The 23,338-nt window shown below is 67.2% G+C and carries 23 protein-coding genes; 7 read left to right on the top strand and 16 right to left on the bottom strand.

Going from position 1 to position 23,338, the window contains the following annotated elements; genetic code table 11:
- Window positions 1–32 precede the first annotated feature (32 nt).
- Window positions 33–362, bottom strand: a complete 330-nt coding sequence (locus AB4Z37_RS21270) for a DUF6949 family protein (protein ID WP_441518733.1) — start codon at window positions 360–362, stop codon at window positions 33–35.
- 246 nt (window positions 363–608) lie between these two features.
- On the opposite strand from AB4Z37_RS21270, the gene AB4Z37_RS21265 reads away from it, so the two are divergent.
- Complete coding sequence (locus AB4Z37_RS21265; protein WP_441518823.1) at window positions 609–1,316, top strand: hypothetical protein; 708 nt, start codon at window positions 609–611, stop codon at window positions 1,314–1,316.
- 112 nt (window positions 1,317–1,428) lie between these two features.
- On the opposite strand, the gene AB4Z37_RS21260 is transcribed toward AB4Z37_RS21265, so the two are convergent.
- From AB4Z37_RS21260 to AB4Z37_RS21245, 4 genes are all read right to left on the bottom strand, one after another.
- Entirely contained in the window at window positions 1,429–1,647 is a 219-nt protein-coding gene (locus tag AB4Z37_RS21260; RefSeq protein WP_441518732.1) for a DUF3126 family protein, read from the bottom strand.
- 186 nt (window positions 1,648–1,833) lie between these two features.
- Window positions 1,834–2,667 (bottom strand): serine O-acetyltransferase, encoded by an 834-nt coding sequence (cysE, locus tag AB4Z37_RS21255; RefSeq protein WP_211964371.1) that lies wholly within the window; start codon window positions 2,665–2,667, stop codon window positions 1,834–1,836.
- A gap of 268 nt (window positions 2,668–2,935) precedes the next feature.
- Window positions 2,936–3,688, bottom strand: a complete 753-nt coding sequence (locus tag AB4Z37_RS21250) for an alpha/beta fold hydrolase (protein WP_441518731.1) — start codon at window positions 3,686–3,688, stop codon at window positions 2,936–2,938.
- A 68-nt stretch (window positions 3,689–3,756) separates the two neighbouring features.
- The gene (locus AB4Z37_RS21245) at window positions 3,757–4,947 is read right to left on the bottom strand and encodes a hypothetical protein (protein WP_441518730.1); all 1,191 of its coding nucleotides are present in this window, start codon (window positions 4,945–4,947) and stop codon (window positions 3,757–3,759) included.
- A gap of 535 nt (window positions 4,948–5,482) precedes the next feature.
- Between AB4Z37_RS21245 and AB4Z37_RS21240 the strand changes: the two genes are divergently transcribed.
- Window positions 5,483–5,728: a zinc-finger domain-containing protein gene (locus AB4Z37_RS21240; protein ID WP_211964367.1), complete on the top strand. Its 246-nt coding sequence runs from the start codon at window positions 5,483–5,485 to the stop codon at window positions 5,726–5,728.
- Entirely contained in the window at window positions 5,701–6,912 is a 1,212-nt protein-coding gene (locus tag AB4Z37_RS21235) for an FAD-dependent monooxygenase (protein ID WP_441518729.1), read from the top strand. Before AB4Z37_RS21240 ends, AB4Z37_RS21235 begins: the two co-directional genes overlap by 28 nt.
- A gap of 20 nt (window positions 6,913–6,932) precedes the next feature.
- On the opposite strand, the gene AB4Z37_RS21230 is transcribed toward AB4Z37_RS21235, so the two are convergent.
- Together AB4Z37_RS21230 and AB4Z37_RS21225 are read right to left on the bottom strand one after the other, a co-directional pair.
- Window positions 6,933–7,352 carry a twin-arginine translocation pathway signal gene (locus AB4Z37_RS21230; RefSeq protein ID WP_441518728.1) on the bottom strand — a complete coding sequence of 140 codons (420 nt, stop codon included), beginning with the start codon at window positions 7,350–7,352 and terminating at the stop codon, window positions 6,933–6,935.
- Between the two features lie 520 nt (window positions 7,353–7,872).
- Window positions 7,873–8,769 carry a LysR family transcriptional regulator gene (locus AB4Z37_RS21225; RefSeq protein ID WP_441518727.1) on the bottom strand — a complete coding sequence of 299 codons (897 nt, stop codon included), beginning with the start codon at window positions 8,767–8,769 and terminating at the stop codon, window positions 7,873–7,875.
- 109 nt (window positions 8,770–8,878) lie between these two features.
- Between AB4Z37_RS21225 and AB4Z37_RS21220 the strand changes: the two genes are divergently transcribed.
- Window positions 8,879–9,865, top strand: coding sequence for an NAD-dependent epimerase/dehydratase family protein (locus AB4Z37_RS21220; protein WP_441518726.1), 987 nt, complete (start codon window positions 8,879–8,881; stop codon window positions 9,863–9,865).
- A 13-nt stretch (window positions 9,866–9,878) separates the two neighbouring features.
- Here AB4Z37_RS21220 and AB4Z37_RS21215 read toward each other — a convergent pair whose 3' ends face one another.
- The 4 genes from AB4Z37_RS21215 to AB4Z37_RS21200 form a co-directional block, all read right to left on the bottom strand.
- Window positions 9,879–10,874 carry a hypothetical protein gene (locus AB4Z37_RS21215; protein WP_441518725.1) on the bottom strand — a complete coding sequence of 332 codons (996 nt, stop codon included), beginning with the start codon at window positions 10,872–10,874 and terminating at the stop codon, window positions 9,879–9,881.
- A 210-nt stretch (window positions 10,875–11,084) separates the two neighbouring features.
- Window positions 11,085–13,421, bottom strand: a complete 2,337-nt coding sequence (locus AB4Z37_RS21210) for a TonB-dependent receptor (protein WP_441518724.1) — start codon at window positions 13,419–13,421, stop codon at window positions 11,085–11,087.
- 174 nt (window positions 13,422–13,595) lie between these two features.
- A complete protein-coding gene (locus AB4Z37_RS21205; protein ID WP_441518723.1) occupies window positions 13,596–13,724 on the bottom strand; it encodes a hypothetical protein in 129 nt (42 codons plus the stop codon).
- A 243-nt stretch (window positions 13,725–13,967) separates the two neighbouring features.
- Entirely contained in the window at window positions 13,968–14,591 is a 624-nt protein-coding gene (locus tag AB4Z37_RS21200) for a cysteine hydrolase family protein (protein WP_441518722.1), read from the bottom strand.
- 77 nt (window positions 14,592–14,668) lie between these two features.
- On the opposite strand from AB4Z37_RS21200, the gene AB4Z37_RS21195 reads away from it, so the two are divergent.
- A complete protein-coding gene (locus AB4Z37_RS21195; RefSeq protein ID WP_441518721.1) occupies window positions 14,669–15,553 on the top strand; it encodes a LysR family transcriptional regulator in 885 nt (294 codons plus the stop codon).
- Between the two features lie 86 nt (window positions 15,554–15,639).
- On the opposite strand, the gene AB4Z37_RS21190 is transcribed toward AB4Z37_RS21195, so the two are convergent.
- Entirely contained in the window at window positions 15,640–16,788 is a 1,149-nt protein-coding gene (locus tag AB4Z37_RS21190; RefSeq protein ID WP_441518720.1) for an MFS transporter, read from the bottom strand.
- Between the two features lie 731 nt (window positions 16,789–17,519).
- Between AB4Z37_RS21190 and AB4Z37_RS21185 the strand changes: the two genes are divergently transcribed.
- Window positions 17,520–18,197 (top strand): isochorismatase family protein, encoded by a 678-nt coding sequence (locus AB4Z37_RS21185; RefSeq protein ID WP_441518719.1) that lies wholly within the window; start codon window positions 17,520–17,522, stop codon window positions 18,195–18,197.
- 10 nt (window positions 18,198–18,207) lie between these two features.
- Here the strand turns inward: AB4Z37_RS21185 and AB4Z37_RS21180 are convergent, their stop codons facing one another.
- The 4 genes from AB4Z37_RS21180 to AB4Z37_RS21165 are packed head-to-tail and all read right to left on the bottom strand — an operon-like array spanning window position 18,208 to window position 22,274.
- Window positions 18,208–19,038, bottom strand: coding sequence for an ABC transporter permease (locus tag AB4Z37_RS21180; protein ID WP_441518718.1), 831 nt, complete (start codon window positions 19,036–19,038; stop codon window positions 18,208–18,210).
- Window positions 19,031–19,804, bottom strand: a complete 774-nt coding sequence (locus AB4Z37_RS21175) for an ABC transporter ATP-binding protein (protein ID WP_441518717.1) — start codon at window positions 19,802–19,804, stop codon at window positions 19,031–19,033. Before AB4Z37_RS21175 ends, AB4Z37_RS21180 begins: the two co-directional genes overlap by 8 nt.
- Window positions 19,805–19,851: 47 nt before the next feature.
- The gene (locus AB4Z37_RS21170; RefSeq protein WP_441518716.1) at window positions 19,852–20,877 is read right to left on the bottom strand and encodes an ABC transporter substrate-binding protein; all 1,026 of its coding nucleotides are present in this window, start codon (window positions 20,875–20,877) and stop codon (window positions 19,852–19,854) included.
- 26 nt (window positions 20,878–20,903) lie between these two features.
- A complete protein-coding gene (locus tag AB4Z37_RS21165) occupies window positions 20,904–22,274 on the bottom strand; it encodes an FAD-dependent oxidoreductase (protein ID WP_441518715.1) in 1,371 nt (456 codons plus the stop codon).
- 120 nt (window positions 22,275–22,394) lie between these two features.
- Between AB4Z37_RS21165 and AB4Z37_RS21160 the strand changes: the two genes are divergently transcribed.
- Complete coding sequence (locus AB4Z37_RS21160) at window positions 22,395–23,279, top strand: LysR family transcriptional regulator (protein WP_441518714.1); 885 nt, start codon at window positions 22,395–22,397, stop codon at window positions 23,277–23,279.
- The last annotated feature ends 59 nt before the right edge of the window (window positions 23,280–23,338 follow it).

Genomic DNA, 23,338 nt, shown 5'->3' with positions numbered 1-23,338 from the left:
TGCAAGGGAAAGGCGAGAGCCGTCGCGCAGGATCAGGCGACGACGCCGGCGATCTGCAGCACCCGCAGGAACACGGTGCCGCACATCATGCTCCAGAACCCGGCGAGCACGGTGGCCATCATCACGAACTCGAAGCGGCGGTTCTCGATGCGGCGGCCACGCACGGTGTTGCGCATGATGATGAAGGGCGCGGCGAACACCAGGAACGGCACCGCGGCGAAGGTGCTGGGGGCAACGCCCTGCGCCAGCAGGCCGAAGCCGGCGGGGCGGTTGGCGAGCGTCTGGTAACCGCTGGTCAGGGCGCCGGCGAGAGCAAAGCCGATCAGAAGCGAGAACAGCGAATTGAACACATCCGGCGACATCTGGCGCTCCCCTCTTCACCGCCCCTGCCCCGACAGGGCGGCCGGCCCCTCCTGCTTCGCAAAAGCGGCCGGCGGGCGCCAGCATATCCTTAAGAAAAGGTTAACGACGGCAACGGACCCCGGTACGGCGGCCTGGCGCGCCGGCATGGCCTGATGCACTGGCGCAACGGCTTCCAGCGGGCGGGCGTGGCATACTCGCCCCGATTCGCTGTCCTCGATCCGCTGTCCTCGATCCGTACGGTTGTGATGACGTTGCTTTCAGTTTCCGGGCGCCGGCGCAGCCCGCGCGGCGCACGCCGCGGTCATGCCGTGCCGATGCTGTTGTCGATGGCCATCGGTGGCGCCGCGATCGCCGCGGTCAGCTACCTGTTGTGGCCGACCTGGACGGCCAGCGGGGATGCGATCGATCCGTCGAACCTGCCCATCAGTGTCGGCAGCACCATTTTCAATGTCCCGACCGACAGCGTGCGCATGAAGGTGCAGCGGCACACCGGGCCGCAGGACCGCGTCGATCTCTCCTTCGCCTATCCTTCGCTGACGCCGGGCGAGCAGCCGCGCCATGTCACCGCCGATACCGTCGAAACCGCGCCGCAGACCATCGAGGTGCTGTTCCTGTCGGTTGCCGCCCACAACGACGCGCTGTCGCCGGAGGAGCGGGAGCGGACCATCTATCCGCGCTATCTCGCCGCTGGCGCTGCGCGCGGCAACGACGGCCTGAGCACGCAGCCGTTCCGCGACAACTCGCCCTATGCCAATGAAGACCTGTTCGTCGCCGCCTCGCCACGCCTCGTGGCGCGCTGCACCCGCGACGGCGAGACGCCCGGCATGTGCCTGAGCGAGCGCCGCATCGGCGGCGCGGACCTGACGTTCCGTTTCCCGCGCAGCTGGCTCGCCGACTGGCGCGGTGTGGCGACGGCGATGGATCGCCTGGTCGCCCAGATTCACAAGAGCTGATCGTTCTTCAAAAAACGAACGCGCGCGGCCCACATGTGTGTGTTGGCTCGCGCGCGCAATGCAGAGACACCACCTGCCGAGACCCTCGGCAGGCGCGTCGCGTCATGATGGTTCAGTCGGCGTCTTCGAGATCGGTTTCGAGAATGGCGACCTGGAGCTGGAACGAGCGGTCATCGTCCTCGTCATCGACGAACAGCACGCCGATGAACTCCTCACCGATATAGACCTCGGCGGAATCGTCCTTCTTCGGCCGCGGCACCACACGAATTTTCGGGTTGCCGAACAGACGCTTCAAATAGGCGTCGAGCTTCCTGACTTCCTTCACGTCCACGGGCATCTCCAACAGCTGAAAGGGATGCGCAGGGTTTAAGCCGAACCGGCGCCGACCGCCAGAGCCAAATGCTCCCGTTGTCCACCACAGCCATCGGCGGCACGCACTTGCAAACAGCAAATCACGGCACGCCCCGACCGCGGCGTGGAAACGACACGCGGCCGTCGCAATGCTGGCGCGACAACGTCAGATCGAGGCGTCGAACCCGGCGTTGAGCATCTGGTTCATGGTGCGCGACGGCTCCGAGCAGCCGGCGGTGCCCACCACCTTGGCCGGCACGCCGGCGACCGTGACATTGTTGGGAACCGGCTTCACCACCACCGAGCCGGCGGCGATGCGCGCGCAATGGCCGACCTCGATGTTGCCGAGAATTTTTGCACCGGCCCCGATCATCACGCCGTAGCGCACCTTGGGGTGGCGATCCTCGTTCTCCTTGCCGGTGCCGCCAAGGGTGACGCCGTGCAGGATCGAAACGTCGTCCTCGATCACCGCGGTCTCGCCGACGACGAGCCCGGTGGCGTGGTCGAGGAAGATGCCGCGGCCGATGCGCGCCGCCGGATTGATGTCGGTCTGGAACGCGGCCGAGGAGCGGCTCTGGACATAGTAGGCGAAATCCTTGCGCCCCTTGTTCAGCAGCCAGTGCGCCAGACGATGCGCCTGGATGGCGTGGAAGCCCTTGAAGTACAGCAGCGGGTCGATGAAGCGCGAGGTCGCCGGATCGCGGTCGAACACCGCGACGAGATCGGCGCGGAAGGCGTTGCCGAGATCAGGCTCGTCACGCAGCGCCTCGTCATAGGTCTGGCGGATCAGATCCCCCGACAGCGCGGCATGGTCGAGGCGCTCGGAAATGCGGTGCACCACCGCCTGCTCGAGACGCTCGTGATGCAGGATGTTGGCATAGATGAAGGTCGCGAGCTCGGGCTCGCGCCGGACGATATCTTCCGCCTCCGCGCGCACGCGTGTCCAGATCGGATCGACGGTGACAAGCGTCGGATGTGCGTCCAGCTGCGTTTTCGCCATTTTCATTTACCCGGAAGCCCTGTGGGAGAAGGAACCTATCACATAATCCGTCTCGGACAGACGACAATCCCGTTGCCTTGGTTACGAAGGCCTGTCTCCATCGCGGCCAGCCGCTTTCACCAGCCCCTGCGCATCGAGAAAAACTTCCGGAAAATCATGAACTTCCGGGAAATCGCAGCATCGATCGGCAATTTTCCGGGACGGCGCGTCACACCAGCCATACCGGCAACCACGCTTGGAGACGCCATCCGGGCGGCCGCCGTGTCGCTCAGGGCCGCTGCGCCAGGAACTCGCGCACGCCCGCCTTGTAGACGCGGTCGCCGACCGCGCGCATGTGGTCGCGATCGGGAATGTCGAGCACCTGCGCCTGGGTGATCACCTCGCCGAGGGCGTGCGCCGAGCCGGCGACGTCGTCGGTGGTGCCGACCGCGATCAGCGTCGGCACCGTGATCGCCGCCGCCTCGTCGCGCGTCATCAGCCGGCGCGAACCGCGCAGGCAGGCCGCGAGCGCGCGGCGATCGGAGCGGGTCTGGTCGGCGAAGGCGCGGAAGGTGCGGCCCATCGGATCAGTGACGTCGGCGAGCTGATCCGCCTCCAGTGCCGTCGCCACGTTTTCGCCGGGGCCGCCGCCTGCGATCAGGCCGATGCCGATGCCGCCGAGCACGGCGGAGCGCACGCGTTGCGGCGTGCTGTAGGCGAGATAGGCGGTGATGCGGCCGCCCATCGAGTATCCCATGATATCAGCCCGCGCGATGCCGAGATGATCGAGCAGTGCGCGCGCGTCCGCCGCCATGACGCCGATATGGTATTCCTCCGGATCGTAGAGCTTGGTCGACTCGCCATGGCCGCGGTTGTCGATCGCGATCACGCGACGTCCGGCCTTGGTCAGTTCCGACACCCAGCCCGGGTACACCCAATTCACGTTCTTGCTCGAGGCAAAGCCGTGAATGAGCAGGATCGGATCCCCCTCGCCCTCGTCGAGATACGCGATTTCAACGTTGCCGTTGTGAAAGCTCGGCATCGAACCAATCCATTGTTGCAGGGAAGACGGCGACCGGCCTGATCAATCGGGCGACTGGCCTAATCAATTTACAGGGACACGGCAAGAGCCGGACGCGGCAGGCGGGCCGGCGTGGACAGCATGGCGGCGCTTGCGGCTGCAGCCGCAGCCGCCGCGCGGCGTGCCCGGCGCGCCTTCGCGCGCCGCAGCCACCACAGCGTCGTTCGCTCGGCAGCGGACTTGATCGACGACACGATGCCGAACAGCATCATCAGCGCGCTGAACAGCCACAGCGTAAGATTGAACGCGCCCGATGCGAGCAGCAGCGCGCCGCGGCCGAGCAGCTTGAAGATCGCACGGGTCTGGCTGCCCTTTTTTTCGGCGAGCCGCGCTGCGCGCGCCATGTCCTTGGGTCCTTCGGCAACGTGCAGCGCCTCGAGCGCGCCACGGGTGCCGGCCTTCTCACCGATGCGGCCGACATCCTTGGCAACACGCAACAACGCCTCCGCCTTCTCGGCGCGGAACGCAGTGCGCAGCGCCGCGACGCTCTCGCCGGGGCGGCTCATCGACGCCGTCTCCAGCACGCGCTGCAGGCGCGGCGCATCCACCACCTCGCGCGCCGAACGGCCAGCCCAGCCGGCAAGGCCGGCGCCAAGCCGACCGGCCTTGCGCGCGTCCTTGACGAGCGTCAGGCCGGCACGCACCGGCGTCGCGCCGCCGACCGAGACATAGGTCGCCGCCGTCACCGCAAGACCTGCGGCGGCAAGCCCGAGCACCAGGCGATCGGGCTCCTCGCCGACCGCAAGACGCTTGCCTTCGCGCACCACGTCACGCACATCGCCGAACACGAAGAGATCGCCTGCGACCGTGCCGGACAGGCTGGCAAGATCATCGGCCTCGCCGGTGACGAGCCCGGTGGCGAAGCGCCGTGCCATGGCGCCGGCGGACTGCTCCGCCGCAACCGCCGCGGCCACGCGCGTGACGACGTCGGCGGGCAGCACGAGGCCGCGCGCCGTCGCCAGGTCGACAAAGCTCTGCGCCAGCTCGGCATCGTTCGCGGTCAGCGCCTCATCGATCCGGCCGACGGCGGCCGCCGCATCCGGCAGCGCGACGCCGAGCTGCAGGTCGGCCAGCGCCACCGGATCGTCCTGCGCCCACAACAGCGCCGCCGCGCTGCGCGCCTGTGGCCACAGTGCAGCCAGCATGGCGGCGCACATCACGCCGGTGGCGGCGACCACAGCGATCGAGGACTTGGCCACTGGCCGATCAGCGATTCGCATTCCGTCTCTCCGCGCGCTTCGTTCGCCTCGTCGCATCCGCCGCCCGGCACGCCGCGAGCAGCCCCTGACTTAAGTCTAGTGCCGGGGATTGCGAGCACGATGCCATGCCGGCGGCGCCCCGAGCGCGTCGTCGATGTCTCGCCAACCTTGCGAAAACGCTGATTCCTAAGCGATTTTCGCCGGCCTCCCGCCCTGGCTGCACCGCTTCAGCGATCAAGAGCATCGTTCACGGGGCCCACCAGACCGACGAAAGGAGGGCTTCTCCAGAACGACAAGATTGTGTCGAATTTCGATGATGCAAGTCGCGGGGAACCGCGGGCGGAAACCGCCTTGGACAGGGCCTGACAACAGGCCGCGAAGGCCTATGGAGAATTTCCGGATCAGGGCACCGGTGGTCTGGAAGTCGGGGAAATTGGTCAGTATGGTGCCGCGCGCCGCGTCGGCGTACCCAGCGAAACTGAGCATGTTCGCCAGGTGTTCATCATCCCGCTCGATTGACTTTTTGACAGGCGCGGCCTGGACAGGTGGATAGGTTATGGCTGATCACGTCGTTCCTCACTTTCACAATGACGCCGGGGTTCCGGTCATTGAGATCGGCGCGAGGGAGTTCATGTGCGTGGGTGCCAATCCGCCGTTCGATCATCCGCATGTGTTTCTCGACCTTGGCAACGACAGCGAGATCATCTGCCCGTACTGCTCGACGCTGTACCGCTTCGCGGCCGATCTCGGCGCCGGCGAGTCGCGTCCGCCCGAATGCCGGCTGAAGGACAAGGCTGCCTGAGCACGCCCGTCATCGTTGCCGGCGCCGGCATCGGGGGGCTGACCGCCTCCCTTGCGCTGGCCGCCAGGGGTTTTCGCGTCATTCTGCTGGAACGGGCCGAGCGCCTCGACGAAGTCGGCGCCGGCCTGCAGCTCTCTCCCAATGCCAGCCGCATCCTGATCGCACAGGGGGTTCAGTCCCATCTGGCGACGCGGCTGATCACCCCCGGCGCGATCTCCGTGATGAGCGCGCGCAGCGGCCGCGAGATCGGCCGCATCCCGCTCGGCGCGGCATCGGCACAGCGCTATGGCGCCCCCTACTGGATCGTCCATCGCGCCGACCTGCAGGCCGCCCTGCTCGCCCGCGTCCTGGAAACCCCGGCCATCGAATTGCGGCTCGGCACCGCCTTCGCCGGCGCCAGCGACACGGCCGACGGCGTGCGTGTCGACCAGCGATGCGGCGACAACCTGCGCCAGGACACCGGCCTTGCCCTGATCGGCGCCGACGGCGTGTGGTCCGCGGTGCGCCCCACCGTCGCCCCACAGGCGCAGGCGCGTTTCAGCGGCCGCATCGCCTGGCGCGGCACGGTGGACGCGGCGAGGCTGCCGCGCACGGTCGGCCGTGACCGCGTCCAGCTCTGGCTCGGCCCCAACGCCCATCTCGTCGCCTATCCGATCTCCGGCGGCGAGCGTTTCAATGTGGTGGCGATCTCGTCCGGCGACTGGCACGGCGAGGGCTGGAACGAGACCGCCGACAGCAGCGAGATCCAGCACGAATTCCGCCTTGCGCAATGGCCGGAGGCGGCCCGCACGCTGGTCGGCAGCGTCGAGAGCTGGCGGCGCTGGGCGCTGTTCGCGGTGGACGCTGAAGGCCCCTGGACACGGGGCCGCATCGCCCTGATCGGCGACGCGGCGCATGCCATGCTGCCGTTCGTGGCGCAGGGCGCGGGAATGGCGATCGAGGACGCCGCCGTGCTCGCCGACTGTCTTGCCGGCGCGCAGGCCGACGTCGCCTCTGCGCTGGCGCGCTATGCGTCGCTGCGGCGCGCGCGGGTGGCGCGGGTGCAGCGCACCGCGCGGCAGACCGGGCAGATCTATCATCTGCGCGGCCTGATGGCGTTGGCGCGCGACACCGCGATCGGCTTCATCGGCGGCGACCGCCTGCTGGCACGGCAGGACTGGATCTATCGCTGGCGACTCGCCTGACGCCCGGAGGCGACGCGAACTCAGCGCGCGCCGGAGCGCCGCTTGCCGACCGTATTGAGATCCTTCGCCGCGGCCGCGGGATCGGACGGCGCCGGCGGCAGAGCCTCGCTGTCACAGCGATTGCGCAGCCACACCTCGTCGGCGAGCTTGGCCTGCGCCTTGGTCGACAGCAGGTCGTTGCCATAGGCGACCTCGGCCACCACCGGTCCCGCGGTGCCGGTCTTCGCCTTGGCCATCAACCCCTGCAATTCCTCGATTCGCCTGGCGTTGACCTCGCGCACCCCGCGCAGCTGCGTGCAGCTGTAGAGATCGTACTTGGCCGGATCGGCGAAGGCGACCGCCGCGTTGTCGGCGATCCCGGCGCAGCCTGCGGCGAGCGCACAGCTCACGACAGCGGCTGCGATGCGGGCAAGGCGGTTCACGGGGCGGCGTGCGATCATGCGGGTGTCTGTCTGGCGTGGTGGTGAAGGTGAAGCTGCAGGTGCGTAAAGCGCAGCCGCGTGTCGGGAATGAGGCCATGGCAACCTTAGCGCAGCCGGCAGCTCAAGCCTATGCCGCCTTTTGCCATCGCTTTCCAGGGGATCCTCAAAGGCATCCTCAACGGGTTTTTTGACGGCGTTGTCGCGCGCCGCGGCCGCCTCCGCGAGGGCATCCCGACATCCGAATCGCGCGCAGAACACGCCGCAAGTCCACGGCAAAAACAGCTGTTCTGAACCTTCCCCGAGTCGTGAATCGGAAGTAAACGAGGGCGTTAAGAGCGTAAAAATAAAGCTGCGGACTCCTTTGGTGGAATCGCGCCATGCTCTTCCCATGACGAAGATCCTTGCAACCGCCGTGACGGGCCTGCACTTGATCGTGCCGCTGGCATTGACTGCTGCGGTGTCGTTCAATGCACTTGTGATCTATGCGTGGTTGTGACGCTCACAGCCACGCTGAGCCAATCTGCCGCCATTTCCCCGGTCAGGGCTGCGATGCCGCGACATAAGCGGTAAGCCCCGCCGTCAGGTGATCCATCGCGAGGCGCAGCCGACGACTGGCGCGCAGGTCTTCGTGCAGCGCGAGCCAGACCTCCAGTGAAAATCCGACATCCGCGGCGAGCACGGCAACGAGATCCGGATCGCGGCGGGCGATGCCGTGCTGGATGAAGCCGATGCCACAGCCGGCGCGGATTGCCGCGAGCTGTGCAAGGTCGTTGTCGGTGCGCAGCGCGAAGGCCTCGCGCGTGATGGCGAGCCTGTCCTGCAGGCCGCGCAGGAACGGCGTCTCGCGGTCGAAGCCGATCAGCGCGTGCTGCTGCATCACGGCGTCGATCGTCAACGGCGCGGTGGCGGTTTCGAGGTAGCTGCGATGGGCGTAGAGCCCGAGGCCGACCGTGCCGATCCGCCGCGCCACCAGCGCCTGTTGCCCCGGCCGCACCATGCGCACGGCGATGTCGGCCTCGCCGCTCAGCAGGTCCTCGACGCGGTTGGACAACGACAGTTCGATGGTGACCGCCGGATGGACGCGGCGGAACGCGGCGAGCATCGGCGGCAGTACCTCCGCGCCGACGATCTCGCTGGCGGTGATCCGCACCACGCCGGCGGCTTCGGCCGTGCCGCCGGAAGCGGCACGCATGATCGCGCCGGCCGCCGCCGCCATCGCCTCCGCATGGGGTGCGATGTCCTTCGCCGCATCGGTGGCAACGAGCCCGCGCTGGGAGCGGATGAACAGCGCGATGCCCAGATCCTGCTCGAGCTCCGCGATCTGGCGGCCGAGGGTGGGCTGGGTCACGCCGAGCGCCCGCGCCGCCCCGGACAGGCTGCCCTCCTGCAGCACCGCCAGGAACGCGCGGTAATGGCTCCAGCTTGGCTCAATCATACATTTATGTATAGCAAATCAACCAAATTAGGCAATTAACGAATATACGATGCTGCGGCATGGTCGGCCTCAGGAACACCGCTTCAATCCACATGCCCTGGAGAACACCATGTCCCACACCCAATCCCCCGCACCCCCGGCCCGGCCCCGCATCGCCCTGGTGATCGGCGCCACCGGCGGCATCGGCGGCGAGACCGCCGCGGCGCTCGCCCGCCACGGCTGGACCGTGCGCGGCCTCAGCCGCCGGCCGCAGCCTGCCGGCGCGGGCATCGATTGGGTGGTCGGCGACGCCATGAACGCCGACGACGTCCGCCGCGCCGCCGAAGGCGTGTCGCTGATCGTGCACGCCGCCAACCCGCCGGGCTATCGCGACTGGGACAAGCTGGTGCTGCCGATGATCGACAACACCATCGCCGCGGCGAAAGCCGTGGGCGCGCGTATCGTGCTGCCGGGCACCGTCTACAATTTCGGCCCCGACGCCTTCCCGTCGCTGCGCGAGACCTCGCCGCAGCGCCCGCTGACACGCAAGGGCGCGATCCGCGTCGAGATGGAAAAGCGGCTCGCGGCCGCGGCGCAGGCCGGCGCGAGCGCGCTGATCGTGCGCGCCGGCGACTATTTCGGCCCGCGCACCACCGACAACAGTGTGTTCTCGGCGGCGATGATCCAGCGCGGCGCACCGGTGCGGCGCATCCTCGAGGTCACCGCGCGTGGCACCAGCCATGCCTGGGCCTATCTTCCTGACGTCGCCGAGACCATCGCACGGCTGATGGACCGTGACAGCGAGCTCGCCCCCTTCGAGATGTTTCACTACGCCGGCTACCAGCTCGCCGCCGGCGACATGGCGGGTGCGATCACACGCACCGTCGGCGCGCCGCGGCCGAGCGTGTGGTCGTTTCCCTGGATGCTGGTCGTCGCGCTGCAGCCGTTCGTGCGGCTGTTCCGCGAGCTCGCCGAGATGCGCTATCTCTGGCGCACGTCGATCGCGCTCGACGACCGCAAGCTGCGCGCCTTCCTCGGCGCGGCGATGCCGCTGACGCCGCTGGACGAGGCCGTGCGCGCGTCGCTGAAGGGGCTTGGGTGTCTGCCGGCGCGGTAGGCGCGGTGCAGGATCAATCGGGATCGCGGCGGCCCGCGGGATCGGGCAGCGACTGCCCCCTCACCCCGATCGCGCGCAGCAAGACGATGATCGGGATCGCGAGAAGGATCAGCACGATCCCGGCCCAGTTGTTCCACTCAAGCCACACCGGTCCTGATCGAACGGCCAACCGTGCGACGCGCGATCCAACCGGCGCCACGACGCCGATAAGCTGCAACAATCCATACGCGATGAACATGGTCGCGGCCAGAAGAAGGAAGACGAAACTGACCGTGTTCTGCCGTGTAAACAGGAGTTCCTGTACAGCAATGCAACCTGTCAACACACAGGGAGTACCCACGACCAGGCAGCAGATCCGGACAAACAGATCGTCCTCCCCAAACAAATCGTTCAACCAGCCCCGCGAAGGGACCGGCCGTGGTCCCGGCCGGCGATCGCGCGCGCGCGCCAGAAATTCGGGGAGTTGACGATACGCTGCCCCTGCCTTCAGCGTTGCGTCCCTTCGGACAGGATCGCCACGGCCTTGATCTCCACCGCTCGCTCGCCAGGGCGGCGGATCCGACAGCGGCACCTCATCATCCTCCGGCTGCGGTGACGGTGCTTCCGGCCTACGCTCGCCTCTCACGCCAACGAGGCGGAGAAAAAATGTAATCAAGAGCGCAGGTAACAAGAAGATCAGGTAAATTCCGTTGCCGTCGAGCGAGGGACCCGGACCAAATTTTTCAGCCCAACTCGTAATCAGAGAACGCGACGACACGAAACACCGCATCATTTGCAGCACGCCTACAATCATAAGGAAAACGACGAAGAGCCAGTATCCGATAGCAGCTAGCAGGTTGTCTTGATGCCAGCGCGGAGAGAGCATCACCCACATACCTGCGACGCTCATCGTCGTCAGCACAGCCCCGAGAATGAAAAAGAAGACCCGAGCCAGCAGGTCATCCTTCGTAAGCTGCCACCATCGGGGCTTTTCGTCAGCCGACGTTCCCCGCTCCCTCGTGACGACCATTCGGACTCCCCATGCCAGGAAACCTTGAGATAGTCCGTCTCCGGCTCCCGCGCCACAATGCGATGCAACATGGAGCTGAGCGCAAGACGAAAGCGCTGGATGCAGCACCCTCACGTCAGAACGCCCACCGCCACGCTGGGTGGCGATGGGCATTCGAAGCATTTCCTCTGGACGGAGCTTGGCGCTCCGCAACGATCCAATGACCGCCGGTCAGAAGTCCACAGACATCGACAGCCACACCGTGCGCGGCATGCCGCTGATGACATAGCCGGTCGGGTTGGCGATCCAGTAGCGCTTGTCCATCAGGTTGGTGACGCTGGCGCGCAAGGTGGTCGGCCGGCCCGCGAGCGTGGTGGCATAGCGCGCGCCGATGTCGAACGTGGTCCAGCTCGGCACCTGCTGGAGGTTGTCGGCGCTGACATAACTGCTGCTGGTGGTGATCGCCCGCGCGGTCGCCGTCAGCCCGGGCAGGAATGGCGTATCCCATTCCACGCCGAGGTTGCCCTGCAGGTCAGGCGCGCCGACAGCGCGGTTGCCGTCATTGACATGGCCCTGCGTCCGGGTGAGCCGGGCATCGAGGAAGGTGACGCCGCCGAGCACGCGCACGCCGGGCGCGACCTCGCCGAACGCGTTCAGCTCGATGCCGCGATGACGCTGCTCGCCGTCGAGGCTGTAGATCTTGGTGACGGGATCGACCAGCCCGCTCGGCACGGCGATCTGGAACGCGGCCAGCGTCGCCCCGAAGTGACCGAGGTCGAGCTTGGTGCCGACCTCGTATTGCTTGGTCTGGGACGGCGCAAACACCTGGGTCGGGTTGGCCGCGCCCGAGGGCGGCGGCGACGCCGGCGAGAGCCCTTCGATGTAGCTGGCATAGACCGACAGCTGCTTGATCGGCCGCAGCACCAGCGCCACCGACGGCGAGGTCTTGCTCTGGTCGTAGTGATCGGTGGTGTCGCCCGTGGTCGACGAATAGCTGCTGGTGACCACCTGCTGGCGGCGCGCGCCGACCGTGAGCTGCACCATGCCGTCGATCATCGACAGCGTGTCGGCGACGCCGACGCTCTGCAGCCGCGTCATGTCGGCCCGCCCCATGGGATAGGACGACACCGGCGCGCCGGGGCTTACCAACAGCGTCGGACGATAGATGTTGGTCAGGTAGCTGCCGTACGTCGTCTGTCCCAGCCAGTCGACGAGCTGCATCGAGCTGCCGCTGACCACCACCTCGTGACGAACAGGCCCGGTGTCGAAGCGGGTGCGCACGCCGGCTTCTCCCGATACGGTCTCCGACTTGCCGGTCTGGAATTTCGAGGTCGACTGCGCGTCGCCGGCGGAGTTGAGGATGGTCGCCCCGGGCGCCTCCTGCTTGTCGAAATTGAAGCGGTTGACGCCGATCGCCCCGAACAGCGTGACGTTCGAGGTCAGGTCGTATTCCGTGCGCGTCAGCGCGGTGACGCTCTGCGCGCGGGCATGATCAAACGGCTGCGCCAGGTTGATCCTGGGATCGGGAGCTGCGGGAACGGCGATGCCGCGCAGCGGCGTGTAGCCGCGCGCGGCCGCCCGCATCCAGTCGTTCTGGTAGATGATGTCGGCCGACACCCGCAGCCGCTCGCCGCGGTAGTCGAGGCCGAGCGAGGCCGAACCGTTGCGGGCCGACTGGCGGTCGATCGCGGTGTCGCCGCCCTCGATCGCGCCGTTGAAGCGGACGCCGAATTCCTTGTTGTCACCATAGCGCCGCCCGATATCGAGCGCGGTGCCGAACCGCGCGTCGGACAAATAACCCGCGGTCATCCGCGTCAGCGGATCATCGTCCGCACGCTTGGTGACGATGTTGACACTGCCGCCGATGCTGCCCTGCGGCGCCATGCCGTTGAGGAAGGCGCCGGGGCCCTTGAGCAGCTCGATGCGCTCGATCGGCGCGGGATTGGTGCGGTAATTGGGCACGAGGCCATAGAGGCCGTTCAGCGACGTCTCGCTGTTCTCGACGCGGAAGCCGCGGATGGTCAGCGCATCGTAGCGGTTGCTGCTGCCGATCGCGGCACGCACCGACGGATCGGTGGTGGTCAGCACCTCCGCGACGCTGGTCGCCTGCAGGTCGCGGATGGTCTTCTCGGTGTAGCTGGCGATGCTGTACGGCGTCGCCATGTAGTCCTTGTTGCCGAGCAGCCCGACCTGGGCGCCGCGCGCGACCTGTCCGCCGGCATAGCTCGCCGGCAGGCGCGAAGCCTCGACCCCGACCGAGACATACGCAGGCGCTGCATTGTCACGGCGCGCCGCGGACCGCGCGGCCGCAACCGCAGTTGCGGCAGGCTTGCGGCGCGACGCCGCCGCCTGGCGACGCGGCTTGCCGGCATTGACGATCACTGCTGGCAGCGGCTGCCCCATGCCAGCCGAGGCTTGCGCCGGCGCGGTAGCTGGAGCGGCCTGCTGCGCGGCGGCCGGATGGATGATGGCGGATGTCGACAGCAATGCGACTGACAATGCCGCGACCTGCGGCAGACGAAATTCGTTCAACGGAGCCCCCAGGATTTTCTCGATCAGCATCGTCATGCGCAGACACTGCGCGACACGGATCGCGAAAATCGCTTAGGCAACGCGCAACGATTTGACCAATAGAAGGCGTCTAAGAAGCGCGCCGTGATGATGACATGCACAGCCGCGTCCGCATGTCGCAGCGTGTTTGGAGTTATTCCATTTTGAATGCACGGCGAGAGGCCCGCGCGCTCAGGGCTTGTCGCCGACCCAGCCCTTGAACGTGAAGGCAACGTAGAACAGCTCGATGTTCACAAATCCCGCGTCGCGCAGGATGGCCACATCCTGCTCCGGCGTGAGCGCGGGCAGCTGCGCCTTCATGGCCGCGATGCTGCTGCGGGCCTGTGCCGCCTGCCCTGCCAACGCCACGGTGAAGGCTGCGTGGCGGGCGAGCCACCTGTCCTGCTCAGGCCCCTCGTTGGGAAAGCTGTGATGCGCGACGACAGCTGGCCGAGGGTCGCCAGCGCCAGGGCCTTGCGACGGCGTCCTCGCCGGCTGAGCACAGTCAGCCGGCGACGACGATCAAGGGGAAAGCAGCCGAGGCGCGAGCGCCGCCCGCCTCGATCAGGCGCCGGTGCCGTTGCTCGACAGGGCGGCGGTGTCCGGCACGATGATGGCGAAGCGATCGGCAAGCTCCGCCAGGGCCGTCTGGCGAACTGTCTCGGCCGGAATCACCCCCGAGCCATCGAACAGCGGCAGATCGCGCGATGCGGTGGCATTTGCAACGACCGTGCTGCGATAACCGAGATCAAGGGCTGCCCGCGTCGTGGTGCTGACGCACATGTGGGTGGCGAACCCCGCAATGATCAGCTCCTTGCGCCCGGTCTCCTGAACCAGGCGATGCAGGTTGGTACCCGCGAACGAGCTCGGAAGCGATTTGATCACGACTTCCTCGCCATCGATCGGCAGCAGCTCGGGCATGATCGCCGCATAAGGCCCCTGCGGGTCGAATGCTGCAGCTCCGGGACGTCCATGATGCACGATGTGGAAGACCGGAACGTGATGCTTGCGCGCCAAATCGAGCAGCCGGGCAGCTTCGGCGATGGCGGCCTCGATCCCGGCCAGGGGAATGGCACCGGTGACATATTCGAGCTGGTGGTCGATCAGGATCAGCACGGAACGATCGAGCGGACTCGGGGTGAGAGGAGCGCCGGCAATCTGGAGCAGGGTCTTGGGAAGCGCGGTCATCGGGGTCTCCATCGGTTTTGAGGACCCGCAAGAGATAGCCGGTTCCATTCCGTGCGAAAATTCAGTATCAATTATCAATGACCGATAAAAAACGCACAGAAGCCCTCGACTGGGAAGACATCCGATATTTTGTCGCCCTCGTCCGTCACAACACGTTGAGTGCGACAGCGCGCGCCCTTCGCGTCAATCACGCGACGGTTTCACGCCGCCTGGCCAATCTCGAAGCCGCATTCGGGCAGCCCTTGTTCGAACGACGCACGGAGGGCTTTGTCCTGAACGACGCGGGCCGCGCGGTGCTCGACGAAACGTCCGTCATGGAAGAAGCGGCGTCCGCAGCGTTCAGGCGTCTCGAGGCAGGTACGGCGGCGGCCGGGCTCGTTCGCGTGACGGTCGTGCGCAGCCTGGCCGACGGCTTCATCGCGGAACGCCTGGGGCATCTGCTGAGCGAGCATCCGCAACTCGACATCGAGCTGATCGCAGATTCCAGGAACCTGAGCCTCGCCCGGAGCGAGGCCGATCTCGCCCTGCGTTTGGGACAACCTGCGAAGGGCGAGTTGCTCACCCGCCGTATCGCGACATTCGACTATGGCTTCTACGCGTCGGCCTCCTATGCGGCCCGCGTCGCTGCAGGCGAGACTCCGATCCTGATCGGCTTCGATCCCGACAGCGAATCCGTGCCCGAGGCAGCCTGGGCAAAGCGCAAGTTTTCCGGGCGGCGGTTCGCCGCGCGCAGCAACAGCCAGATGGCCCAGGCTGCCACGGCGGCCGGCGGCTATGGCATCGCCCTGCTGCCCGAATGGCTCGCGCGGACCAAACACAACCTCGTTGCGCTCGACATGGGCGAGACGCCCCCGTCGCGCGAGCTCTGGTTGGTCATGCGACCGGACATCGCCCGCATTCCGAGGGTCAGGCTGGTTGCCGATCATCTCATCGAGATGTTCGCACGCGGCACCGAGCCATAGGCCTTCGCGCATGCCTTGTGCATGCGCGAAGCCGCCGTCCATGCTGCGGCTGGGCCCGGCGGGAGGCGAATGTCAAATCCGCTTCGCTACGACTTCATCACGACGGCAGGCATCGCCACCGGGCGCGCCAGAATGAAGAGGCTGGCGATGAGGGTCGCAGCTCCAATGACCAGGAACGGAGCCTGCGCCGCCATCGCGCGCGGAAGTGAATTGGCGACCAGCGGTCCGACCATGCCCCCCAGCCCCGTCGCGACAATGAACATGGCGTTCGCGGTGACACGCTGTGCCGCGGGCGCGACTGCATTCATCAGGGCAGACCCCAGCGGATAGAGGCTGAACGCGGAGGCGCCGAACAACATCGCCATGACCATGATGCTGCCGGCCCCGCGGTTGATGCTCAGAGCCAGCGCGAACGACGTCGCTGCCGTCGCCAATGAAACGGTCGACAGACTGACTTTCGCGCCAAGGCGATCAGAGACGCTTCCGGCGAGCACCAGACCAAGAACCCCGCCGATCATCGCCACTGCCATGAACGTTCCGGCCAGGGACGCATTCTTGAGAGCGGCGGCCGCGAAGAGTGGCCCCATCCCATAGAAGCATCCAAGGCCGATACCGGCCGCAAGCCCGATGGCGAGCGCCGCCGGCGATGTCCTCAGCAACCCGGCGAGATCGAGCGCATCGCGACCGCAGGCCACGGGCCGCGTTGCGGGCCGTGACGGGAAGCTGTTCAGCCAGAAGCCGCAGCAGACAATCAGCGCCAGCGCGACCAGAAGCGCAATCGTGGGGACAAGGCCCGCGAATGCGGAACCGGCAGCCTGGGCGCAATAGAAGACGATCATGTAGACCGCCAGCAAGCGCTGACGATGGTCGGGCGCGGCGATCGCGTTCATGCGGCTCTCGATGAGCAGATAGAGTCCCGCAATCGCAGCGCCGGCCCCGACACGGGCCAGAGCAAAAAACACAGGCGGCGCCGGCAGGACAAACGCGGCGTTCGCCGCTCCGAAAATGGCGATGTAGAACAGGAAGCTGCGCCGGCATCCCAGCCGGGTAATGAGCGATTGCCCGGCCAATCCGCCGAACAGCACACCCCCATAAAGGCACGCGCCAAATAAGGCGATGGTCTGCGGTGAGATCCCGTCTTTCGTCCAACCGAGCGGAAGTGACGTTGCGAGAATGCCGTTTGCCGTCAGCAGGACGGCCACGAGGATCAGGAGTGGGGTGGCGGTTCTCGACATCTGTCTCTCCGTCAGCGTTGCGTGCAATTGGCTGACGCCGTCTCAGTGTCCCCTCAAGAGACGCGTGACGATGGATCAGCTCGCTTCCGACGGAAGAATACGAAGATCCGATCTGTGCGATAATTCACTATTTTAGCTTATCGCCCGATAAAATTCGCACATCCCTCCTAAGCCCGCGGCCCGGGGACACGACGAAGCTCGGCGCGACCTCCCGAGCGGTGCCCGGCAACCCCATGGCATTCATCGAATGGATGGTGCGGACGACGGGACTCGAACCCGTACTCTCAACGAGAGGCAGATTTTCATACCACTTCGACTTTCGCCGCCGCCTTTCGGCGTTTGTGGTCTGGACTGTCCCTTCACCATGGCCTGAGGCTTTAGGTGCCGCCCGTCCAGTCTCTACACCTTCCCTCGGAGAGAGGGCTTGGCTCGGGATTGGCCTGGGGCATTGCCCGTTAGCGTTCCCCGACTTTGAGCGGTTCTACTTCGCGGATTTCCCCGCGGGCACTCCAATTCCAAAGTCTGCTGCGTCTACCGATTTCGCCACGTCCGCGCGGGCCCTTCATAGCCCGGCGTGAGTCCATCGCCAAGGTGGCAGGCAACGATCTCGCCAGGCCGCTTGCAGTCGCCCCTGCCCCATCGCACGTTTGCCGCCGGCCCATTCACAAAAGACGCTGGTCGCGGCACGGCTTTACTCTAACGTCCGGCCTGTTCCGCTCTCGGAGATTCCCTTGCACACCATCCAGATCCCCCAGGCCGTCGTCGATCGCCTGATCAGCCGGCGCGGGCGGCGGCATGTGTTCGAGCGCATCGTCCCGGCGAAGACGGCCCTCGTGGTGGTGGACATGCAGRCTGGCTTCGTGCAGCCAGGAGCCGTCGGCGAGGTGCCGCTGGCGCGCGCCGTCATTCCCAACATCCGCCGCCTTGCCGAAGAGACCCGTGCCACTGGGGGCAGCGTGGTCTGGCTGCGGCACACCACCGGGCCCGAGGGCGACTGGAGCCTGTGGCTCGGCACCTTCATGCCGCCGGCCGTGCGCGACTGCATGCGTGCGGCGTTCACGCCGGGGCATCCGGCCCATGCGGTGGACGGCGCGTTCGACGTCCGCCCGGAAGACCTCGTGGTCGACAAGACGCGCTACAGCGCGTTCGTCGGCGCTTCCAGCGACCTCGACGCGCAATTGCGGGCGCGCGGCATCGACACGCTGATCGTCACCGGCACGCTCACCAACGTCTGCTGCGAATCGACGGCCCGCGACGCCATGATGCTGAACTACGCCGTGCACTTCGTCGCCGATGGCACCGCGACGCGCAGCGACGAGGAGCACAACGCCAGCCTCACCAACCTGATGGTGACGTTTTGCGACGTGCGCACCACCGACGAAGTGGTGGCGCTGCTGCGCGCGGGTTAGGGCGCGCCGCTCAGCGCCAGTGCAGCAGGCGTGTCTCCAGGAGGTTGAGCAGCTTGCCGATGGTCAGGCCGAACAGCGACAGGATGACGACGCCGCCGAGCAGCTGATCGGTCTGCATCAGGTTGCCGGCCTGCAGCACGAACGCGCCGATGCCGTATTCGGCGCCGATCATTTCCGCGCTCACCACCAGCAGCAGCGCCACCGACGAGGTGATGCGGAAGCCGGCGAGGATCGCCGGCAGCGCGCCCGGCCAGATCACCTTGCGCACGATGGTCGGGAACGGCACGTTGAAGCTCTGCGCCATGCGGATGAGGTTGCGCGGCACGGAATCGACGCCGGAATAGACCGAGATCGAGGTCGAGAAGAACACGCCGAGCGCGATGGTCGCGATCTTCGGCTCCTCGCCGATGCCGAACCACAGGATCAGCAGCGGCAGCAGCGCGATCTTCGGGATCGGGAACAGCGCCGACACCACCGAGATGCCAATGCTGCGGGCGATGCCCGACAGGCCGATGGCGAAGCCGACGACGACGCCGGCGGCGCTGCCGATCAGCCAGCCGAGCCCGATGCGCATCGCCGAGTACGACAGGTGCTGCCACAGCGCACCACTGACCGCGAGGCTGTAGATCGCCTTGGCGATCGCCACCGGGGTCGGCAGAAACAGCGGATTGATCCAGCCGAGGCTGCCGGCCGCCTGCCAGATCGACAGCAGCACGGCGAAGGTGATCCAGCTGGCGCCACGGCCGGCCTTGGGTGCGAAGCCGCCGCCGCGGAAGGCGACGTCACGGATATCGGCGCCGTCCTGCGACGAGGCGCCCGTCGCTGTCGCGCGGTCAAGCATGCTGCACCTCCCGCTCGGCGTCGATCGCCTCGTCCCTGATCAGCGACCACAGCCGGTCCTGGATGCCGAGCAGCTGGGCACGAACGTCGGCGTCACCGCGCTGCGCCCGCGGCACCGCGATGTCGACGATCTCGCGCACCCGGCCCGGGCGGCGCGACAGCACGACGACGCGGTCGGCGAGCCGCACCGCCTCGTCGAGATTATGGGTGATGTAGACGGCGCCCATCTGGCCGTCGGCGAGCAGGCCGATGAAGTCTTCCATCAGCAGTTCGCGGGTCTGGGAATCCAGCGCCGACAGCGGCTCATCCATCAGCAGGATCGCCGGCCGCACCGCCAGCGCCCGCGCGATGCCGACGCGCTGGCGCATGCCGCCGGACAGCTGCTTGGGGTAGGCATCGCCGAAATCGGCGAGCCCGGTGCGGCGCAGCGCGTCGGTGACGATCGCCTGGCGCTGGGCCGCGTCGATGCCGACATGGAGCAGCGGGAACGCGACGTTGTCGCTGACCGTGCTCCAGGGCAGCAGCGCGAAGTCCTGGAACACGAAGGTGAGCGGATTGAAGCTGCCGGCCGGTGCCGCGCCGCGGATGCGGGCGTGGCCGGAGGTCGGCTGCAGCAGGCCGCCCAGGATCGACAGCAGCGTGCTCTTGCCGCAGCCGGAGGGGCCGACCACCGCCACCACCTCGCCGGCGCGCACGGTGAAGGACACGTCCTTCAGCACGTCGAGGGCGCCGAAACGGTGGCTGATGTCACTGACGATCAGGTCCATGGTGAGGTCCGTCGCTTGTCCGCTCGTTCGTTCCGCTCGCCCAGGGATCAGTCGCCCTTGACGAAGTCCTTGGCGATGATGTCGTTGACCGTAAAACCCTTGTCGACGAAGCCCTGCGCCTGCATCCAGCTGATCTGGTCGCCGACGTTCTTGATATCGAGCTTGCCGTCGGGATCGATATAGGCGCAGTCCACCGCAGCGCGATCGGGCGGCAGGTTGGTGTACTTGGAGACGATCTGCAGCAGCGGCATGGTCTCCGCGGTCATCGGGACCCGGCCGTCCTTCATCACCTTCAGCAGGACGTCGTGATACTCGCGGTCGGCGCGCGCCAGCGCGGCGAGGAACTTGGTGACCAGCTCCTTGTTGCCGAGCATCTTCGGGGTGGTGAACACCGCGCCGAGCTGCCAGGGCGTCTCGTCGCCGACCCAGCCGAGCAGCTTGGCGCCGTCGCCATCGATCAGCGGCCGCGCCGTGGTCGCCGGCAGCAGCGCGCCGTCGATGGTCTCGCCCTTCAGCGCTGCGGCCGCGTTCGACAGCGACTGCAGCGGCACCACCTTCACGTCGCTGAGCTTGAAGCCGTACTTGTCGGCGAGCAGGCCCAGCGAATAATGGAAGGTCGAGCCGATCTGGGTGACGCCGACGCGCTTGCCGGCAAGATCTTTCGGCGACTTCAGGCCGTGGGCATAAGCGGTGTTGCCCGCGACATAGGCGATCAGCGGAAAGCCTGGCTGCTCGCGGCTCATGCCGCCGATCACCTTGAGCACACCCTTGCCAGCGAGGTTGAACATGCCGCCGGTGAACGCGGTGACGCCGAAATCGACGTCGCCGGACGCGGTCGCGACCGCGATCGGCTGGGCAGCGTCGAAGAACTTCAGCTCGATGTCGAGGCCGGCGTCGCGGAAGTAGCCCTTATCGAGGGCCATGAACACCGGCGCGGACGACGACAGCCGCAGCACCCCGACCTTGGCCTTCAGCGGTGCCTCGGCATCGGCCGTGGCAACGCCCAAACCGAGCGCAGCCACCGCGACGGCCTGCACCGCCCGCCGCAGGCGGGTTGCGATGGTATGGGTCATGTCGTGTCCTCCCGTTTCTTCTCTTGTCAGTTCTCGTACGTGTCGGCGGGGATCTCGCCCCCCCGCCCCAGGAATGCACCCTGTCTCGTCAGCTCCGCCTGCAGCCGCTCCACCGCGACCTCGCGCGGCGGCACGTTGCCGGTGAGCGCCTGGGCTGCCGCCACCCCCGCCGCCTCGCCCATGGCGAAGCAGGCGCCGGAGACGCGGGCCGCGGACTGCCCGTCGTGGGTCATCGACGCGCAGCGCCCCGCCACCAGGAGGTTGCCGACCCCCCTGGGTGTCAGCATCCTGTACGGCATTTCGTTGTAGCCGCGCGAGTCCGGAATCGGGGGGAATTTGAACTCGATGTCCCCGGCGACATGGGCCTCGATCGGCCAGCCGTTGACGCCGATGCTGTCCTCGAACGAGGCGCAGGTCAGCACGTCCTCGCCGCTCATCATCGCGTCGCCGATCACCCGGCGGGTCTCGCGAATGCCGAGTTGCGGCGGCAGATCGACGATGTAGGAGTTCTCGAAGCCCGGCACGGTGCGCAGGAACTGGAACGCCTCGACCGCCTGGCGACGGCCCTCGATCTCGCCGCGCGTCAGGTCGTCGGGCTCCAGGCCGTTGATGGCACGGCCGTCCGCGCGGGCGAGCTGCGTAAAATTGACGCGCCATTCGATGGGATCGCGCTGCGGCCGCACGATCGCGGTCTTCCGCGGGAACGAGGCGCCACCAGCGATCGCCTCGGCCATCAGTTTCGGGATGGTCTGCCAGGCTTCGCCGGCGCGCTCCGGGTCGATGCCGTTGAGGCGGAACATCATCGAGGGATAGAGCATGTTGCCGGCGTTGTCGCCGACCTCATAGGGCGCCCCCGCCCAGGCGGCGAGATCGCCGTCGCCCGAGCAGTCGATGAACAGCCGGCCGCGCACCGCCTGCCGGCCGGCCTTGGTCTCGACCAGCAGCGCGTCGATGGTGCCGGCCTGCGCCATCACGACGCCGGCGGCGAGCGCGTGGAACAGGATCTCGACCTTGTGGTGGGCCAAGAGCTCGTCGGCCGCGATCTTGTAGGCCGCGGTGTCATAGGCCTGGGCCATGATCTTGCCGAAGATCACATGCGGCGCGTTGAGGCCGCCGAGATGGTCGATGCGGGAGAGCAACTCGGTGGCGAGACCATGCACCACGCGCCGCATGGCGCCGTGCACGTTGGCATGCAGGCCACAGAAATTGGTGACGCCGGCGGCGGTGCCCATACCGCCAAGAAAGCCGTAGCGCTCGATCAGCAGGGTGCGCTGGCCGGCGCGCCCGGCGGCGGCCGCCGCGGCGAGCCCGGCGGGACCGCCCCCGAGCACCACCACATCATACTCGCCGAGCACGGGCAGCCGGCGGGCCGGTTCTTCGATGGTCTGGGCTGGCACGCGGCGCACTCCGTGGCGTTGGATCGGGCTTCTGATCGGCGGGCGGGACTATGAATATGCCGTGACGGGAGTACAATCCCGCAAAACGGACGATCAGCTTTCACGAAACGCGAAAGATCGATGGACACGCTCGTCAACCTGCAGGCCTTCCTCGCCACCGCCGAATCGTCAGGCTTCTCGGCCGCCGGGCGCAAGCTGAACGTCTCGACCTCGGTGGTGGCCAAGCGCGTCACCCAACTCGAGGAGCAGATCGGCACCACCCTGTTCCACCGCTCCACCCGGCAGATGCGCCTGACCAAGGCGGGGCAGCAGTACCTGCACCGCGCCCGCAGCGTGGTGGCCGACGTCAGCGACCTGCTGGCGCGCATGGGCGAGAAGGACCACGACCTCGCCGACCAGCTCCGCATCAAGGCGCCGACCTCGCTGACCATCTTCCGCCTCGCCGACGTGTTCAGCGCGTTCCAGGCCCAGAACCCGCAGGTGCGCCTCGATATCGTGCTGATCGACCGCCCGGTGGACCCGGTGACGGAAGGCTTCGACATCGCCATCGGCGCCTTTCCGCATGCGTTCGGCGGCGTCATCGACGAGCCGCTGTGCCCGATGCGTCGGCTGCTGTGCGCCGCGCCAGACTATCTCGCCAGGCATGGCGCGCCGGCGCATCCGCGCGACCTCGTCGACCACACGTGCCTGAGCTTCCTGCCGACCGGCCCGGAATGGCAGTTCGACGGCCCGCGCGGCCGCGTCACCGTGCAGGTGCAGCCGCGCATGAGCTCCAACGAAGGCTATGTGCTGGTGAAGAGCGCCATCGCCGGCAACGGCATCGCCTTCATCTCGCGCTATCTCGTCGAGGATGCGCTGCGCCAGGGCTCGCTGTGCCAGGTGCTGCCGGAGTATCCGATCCCTGATCTCTGGGTGAAGGCGACCGTGCCCGAGCGCCGCGCCAACGCCGCCGCTGTGCAGGCGCTGCTCGCCGCGCTCAAGCAGGCGCTGACACCGACGCTGTAGAGCCGCCTGTCGAGGTCATCATGACTGATCGCGGCGATCGAATATGGCAAAACACACCG

It is taken from the genome of Bradyrhizobium sp. 2TAF24 (genome assembly GCF_052115025.1).
Lineage (GTDB): Bacteria > Pseudomonadota > Alphaproteobacteria > Rhizobiales > Xanthobacteraceae > Bradyrhizobium_A.
Note: the sequence above shows the minus strand (reverse complement) of the source record. Positions and strands in the feature narration are given on the sequence as shown.

Excerpts from the sequence above, each read along its gene's own strand:
- AB4Z37_RS21235 (WP_441518729.1), top strand. The coding sequence starts at position 5,701 with ATGCCGGCTGAAGGACAAGGCTGCCTGAGCACGCCCGTCATCGTTGCC.
- AB4Z37_RS21270 (WP_441518733.1), bottom strand. The coding sequence starts at position 362 with ATGTCGCCGGATGTGTTCAATTCGCTGTTCTCGCTTCTGATCGGCTTT.
- AB4Z37_RS21195 (WP_441518721.1), top strand. The coding sequence starts at position 14,669 with ATGACCGATAAAAAACGCACAGAAGCCCTCGACTGGGAAGACATCCGA.
- AB4Z37_RS21160 (WP_441518714.1), top strand. The coding sequence starts at position 22,395 with ATGGACACGCTCGTCAACCTGCAGGCCTTCCTCGCCACCGCCGAATCG.
- AB4Z37_RS21250 (WP_441518731.1), bottom strand. The coding sequence starts at position 3,688 with ATGCCGAGCTTTCACAACGGCAACGTTGAAATCGCGTATCTCGACGAG.
- AB4Z37_RS21240 (WP_211964367.1), top strand. The coding sequence starts at position 5,483 with ATGGCTGATCACGTCGTTCCTCACTTTCACAATGACGCCGGGGTTCCG.
- AB4Z37_RS21225 (WP_441518727.1), bottom strand. The coding sequence starts at position 8,769 with ATGATTGAGCCAAGCTGGAGCCATTACCGCGCGTTCCTGGCGGTGCTG.
- AB4Z37_RS21190 (WP_441518720.1), bottom strand. The coding sequence starts at position 16,788 with ATGTCGAGAACCGCCACCCCACTCCTGATCCTCGTGGCCGTCCTGCTG.
- AB4Z37_RS21205 (WP_441518723.1), bottom strand. The coding sequence starts at position 13,724 with ATGAAGGCGCAGCTGCCCGCGCTCACGCCGGAGCAGGATGTGGCCATC.
- AB4Z37_RS21180 (WP_441518718.1), bottom strand. The coding sequence starts at position 19,038 with ATGCTTGACCGCGCGACAGCGACGGGCGCCTCGTCGCAGGACGGCGCC.
- AB4Z37_RS21230 (WP_441518728.1), bottom strand. The coding sequence starts at position 7,352 with ATGATCGCACGCCGCCCCGTGAACCGCCTTGCCCGCATCGCAGCCGCT.
- AB4Z37_RS21200 (WP_441518722.1), bottom strand. The coding sequence starts at position 14,591 with ATGACCGCGCTTCCCAAGACCCTGCTCCAGATTGCCGGCGCTCCTCTC.
- cysE (WP_211964371.1), bottom strand. The coding sequence starts at position 2,667 with ATGGCGAAAACGCAGCTGGACGCACATCCGACGCTTGTCACCGTCGAT.
- AB4Z37_RS21210 (WP_441518724.1), bottom strand. The coding sequence starts at position 13,421 with ATGACGATGCTGATCGAGAAAATCCTGGGGGCTCCGTTGAACGAATTT.
- AB4Z37_RS21220 (WP_441518726.1), top strand. The coding sequence starts at position 8,879 with ATGTCCCACACCCAATCCCCCGCACCCCCGGCCCGGCCCCGCATCGCC.
- AB4Z37_RS21215 (WP_441518725.1), bottom strand. The coding sequence starts at position 10,874 with ATGGTCGTCACGAGGGAGCGGGGAACGTCGGCTGACGAAAAGCCCCGA.
- AB4Z37_RS21170 (WP_441518716.1), bottom strand. The coding sequence starts at position 20,877 with ATGACCCATACCATCGCAACCCGCCTGCGGCGGGCGGTGCAGGCCGTC.
- AB4Z37_RS21245 (WP_441518730.1), bottom strand. The coding sequence starts at position 4,947 with ATGCGAATCGCTGATCGGCCAGTGGCCAAGTCCTCGATCGCTGTGGTC.
- AB4Z37_RS21175 (WP_441518717.1), bottom strand. The coding sequence starts at position 19,804 with ATGGACCTGATCGTCAGTGACATCAGCCACCGTTTCGGCGCCCTCGAC.
- AB4Z37_RS21265 (WP_441518823.1), top strand. The coding sequence starts at position 609 with ATGACGTTGCTTTCAGTTTCCGGGCGCCGGCGCAGCCCGCGCGGCGCA.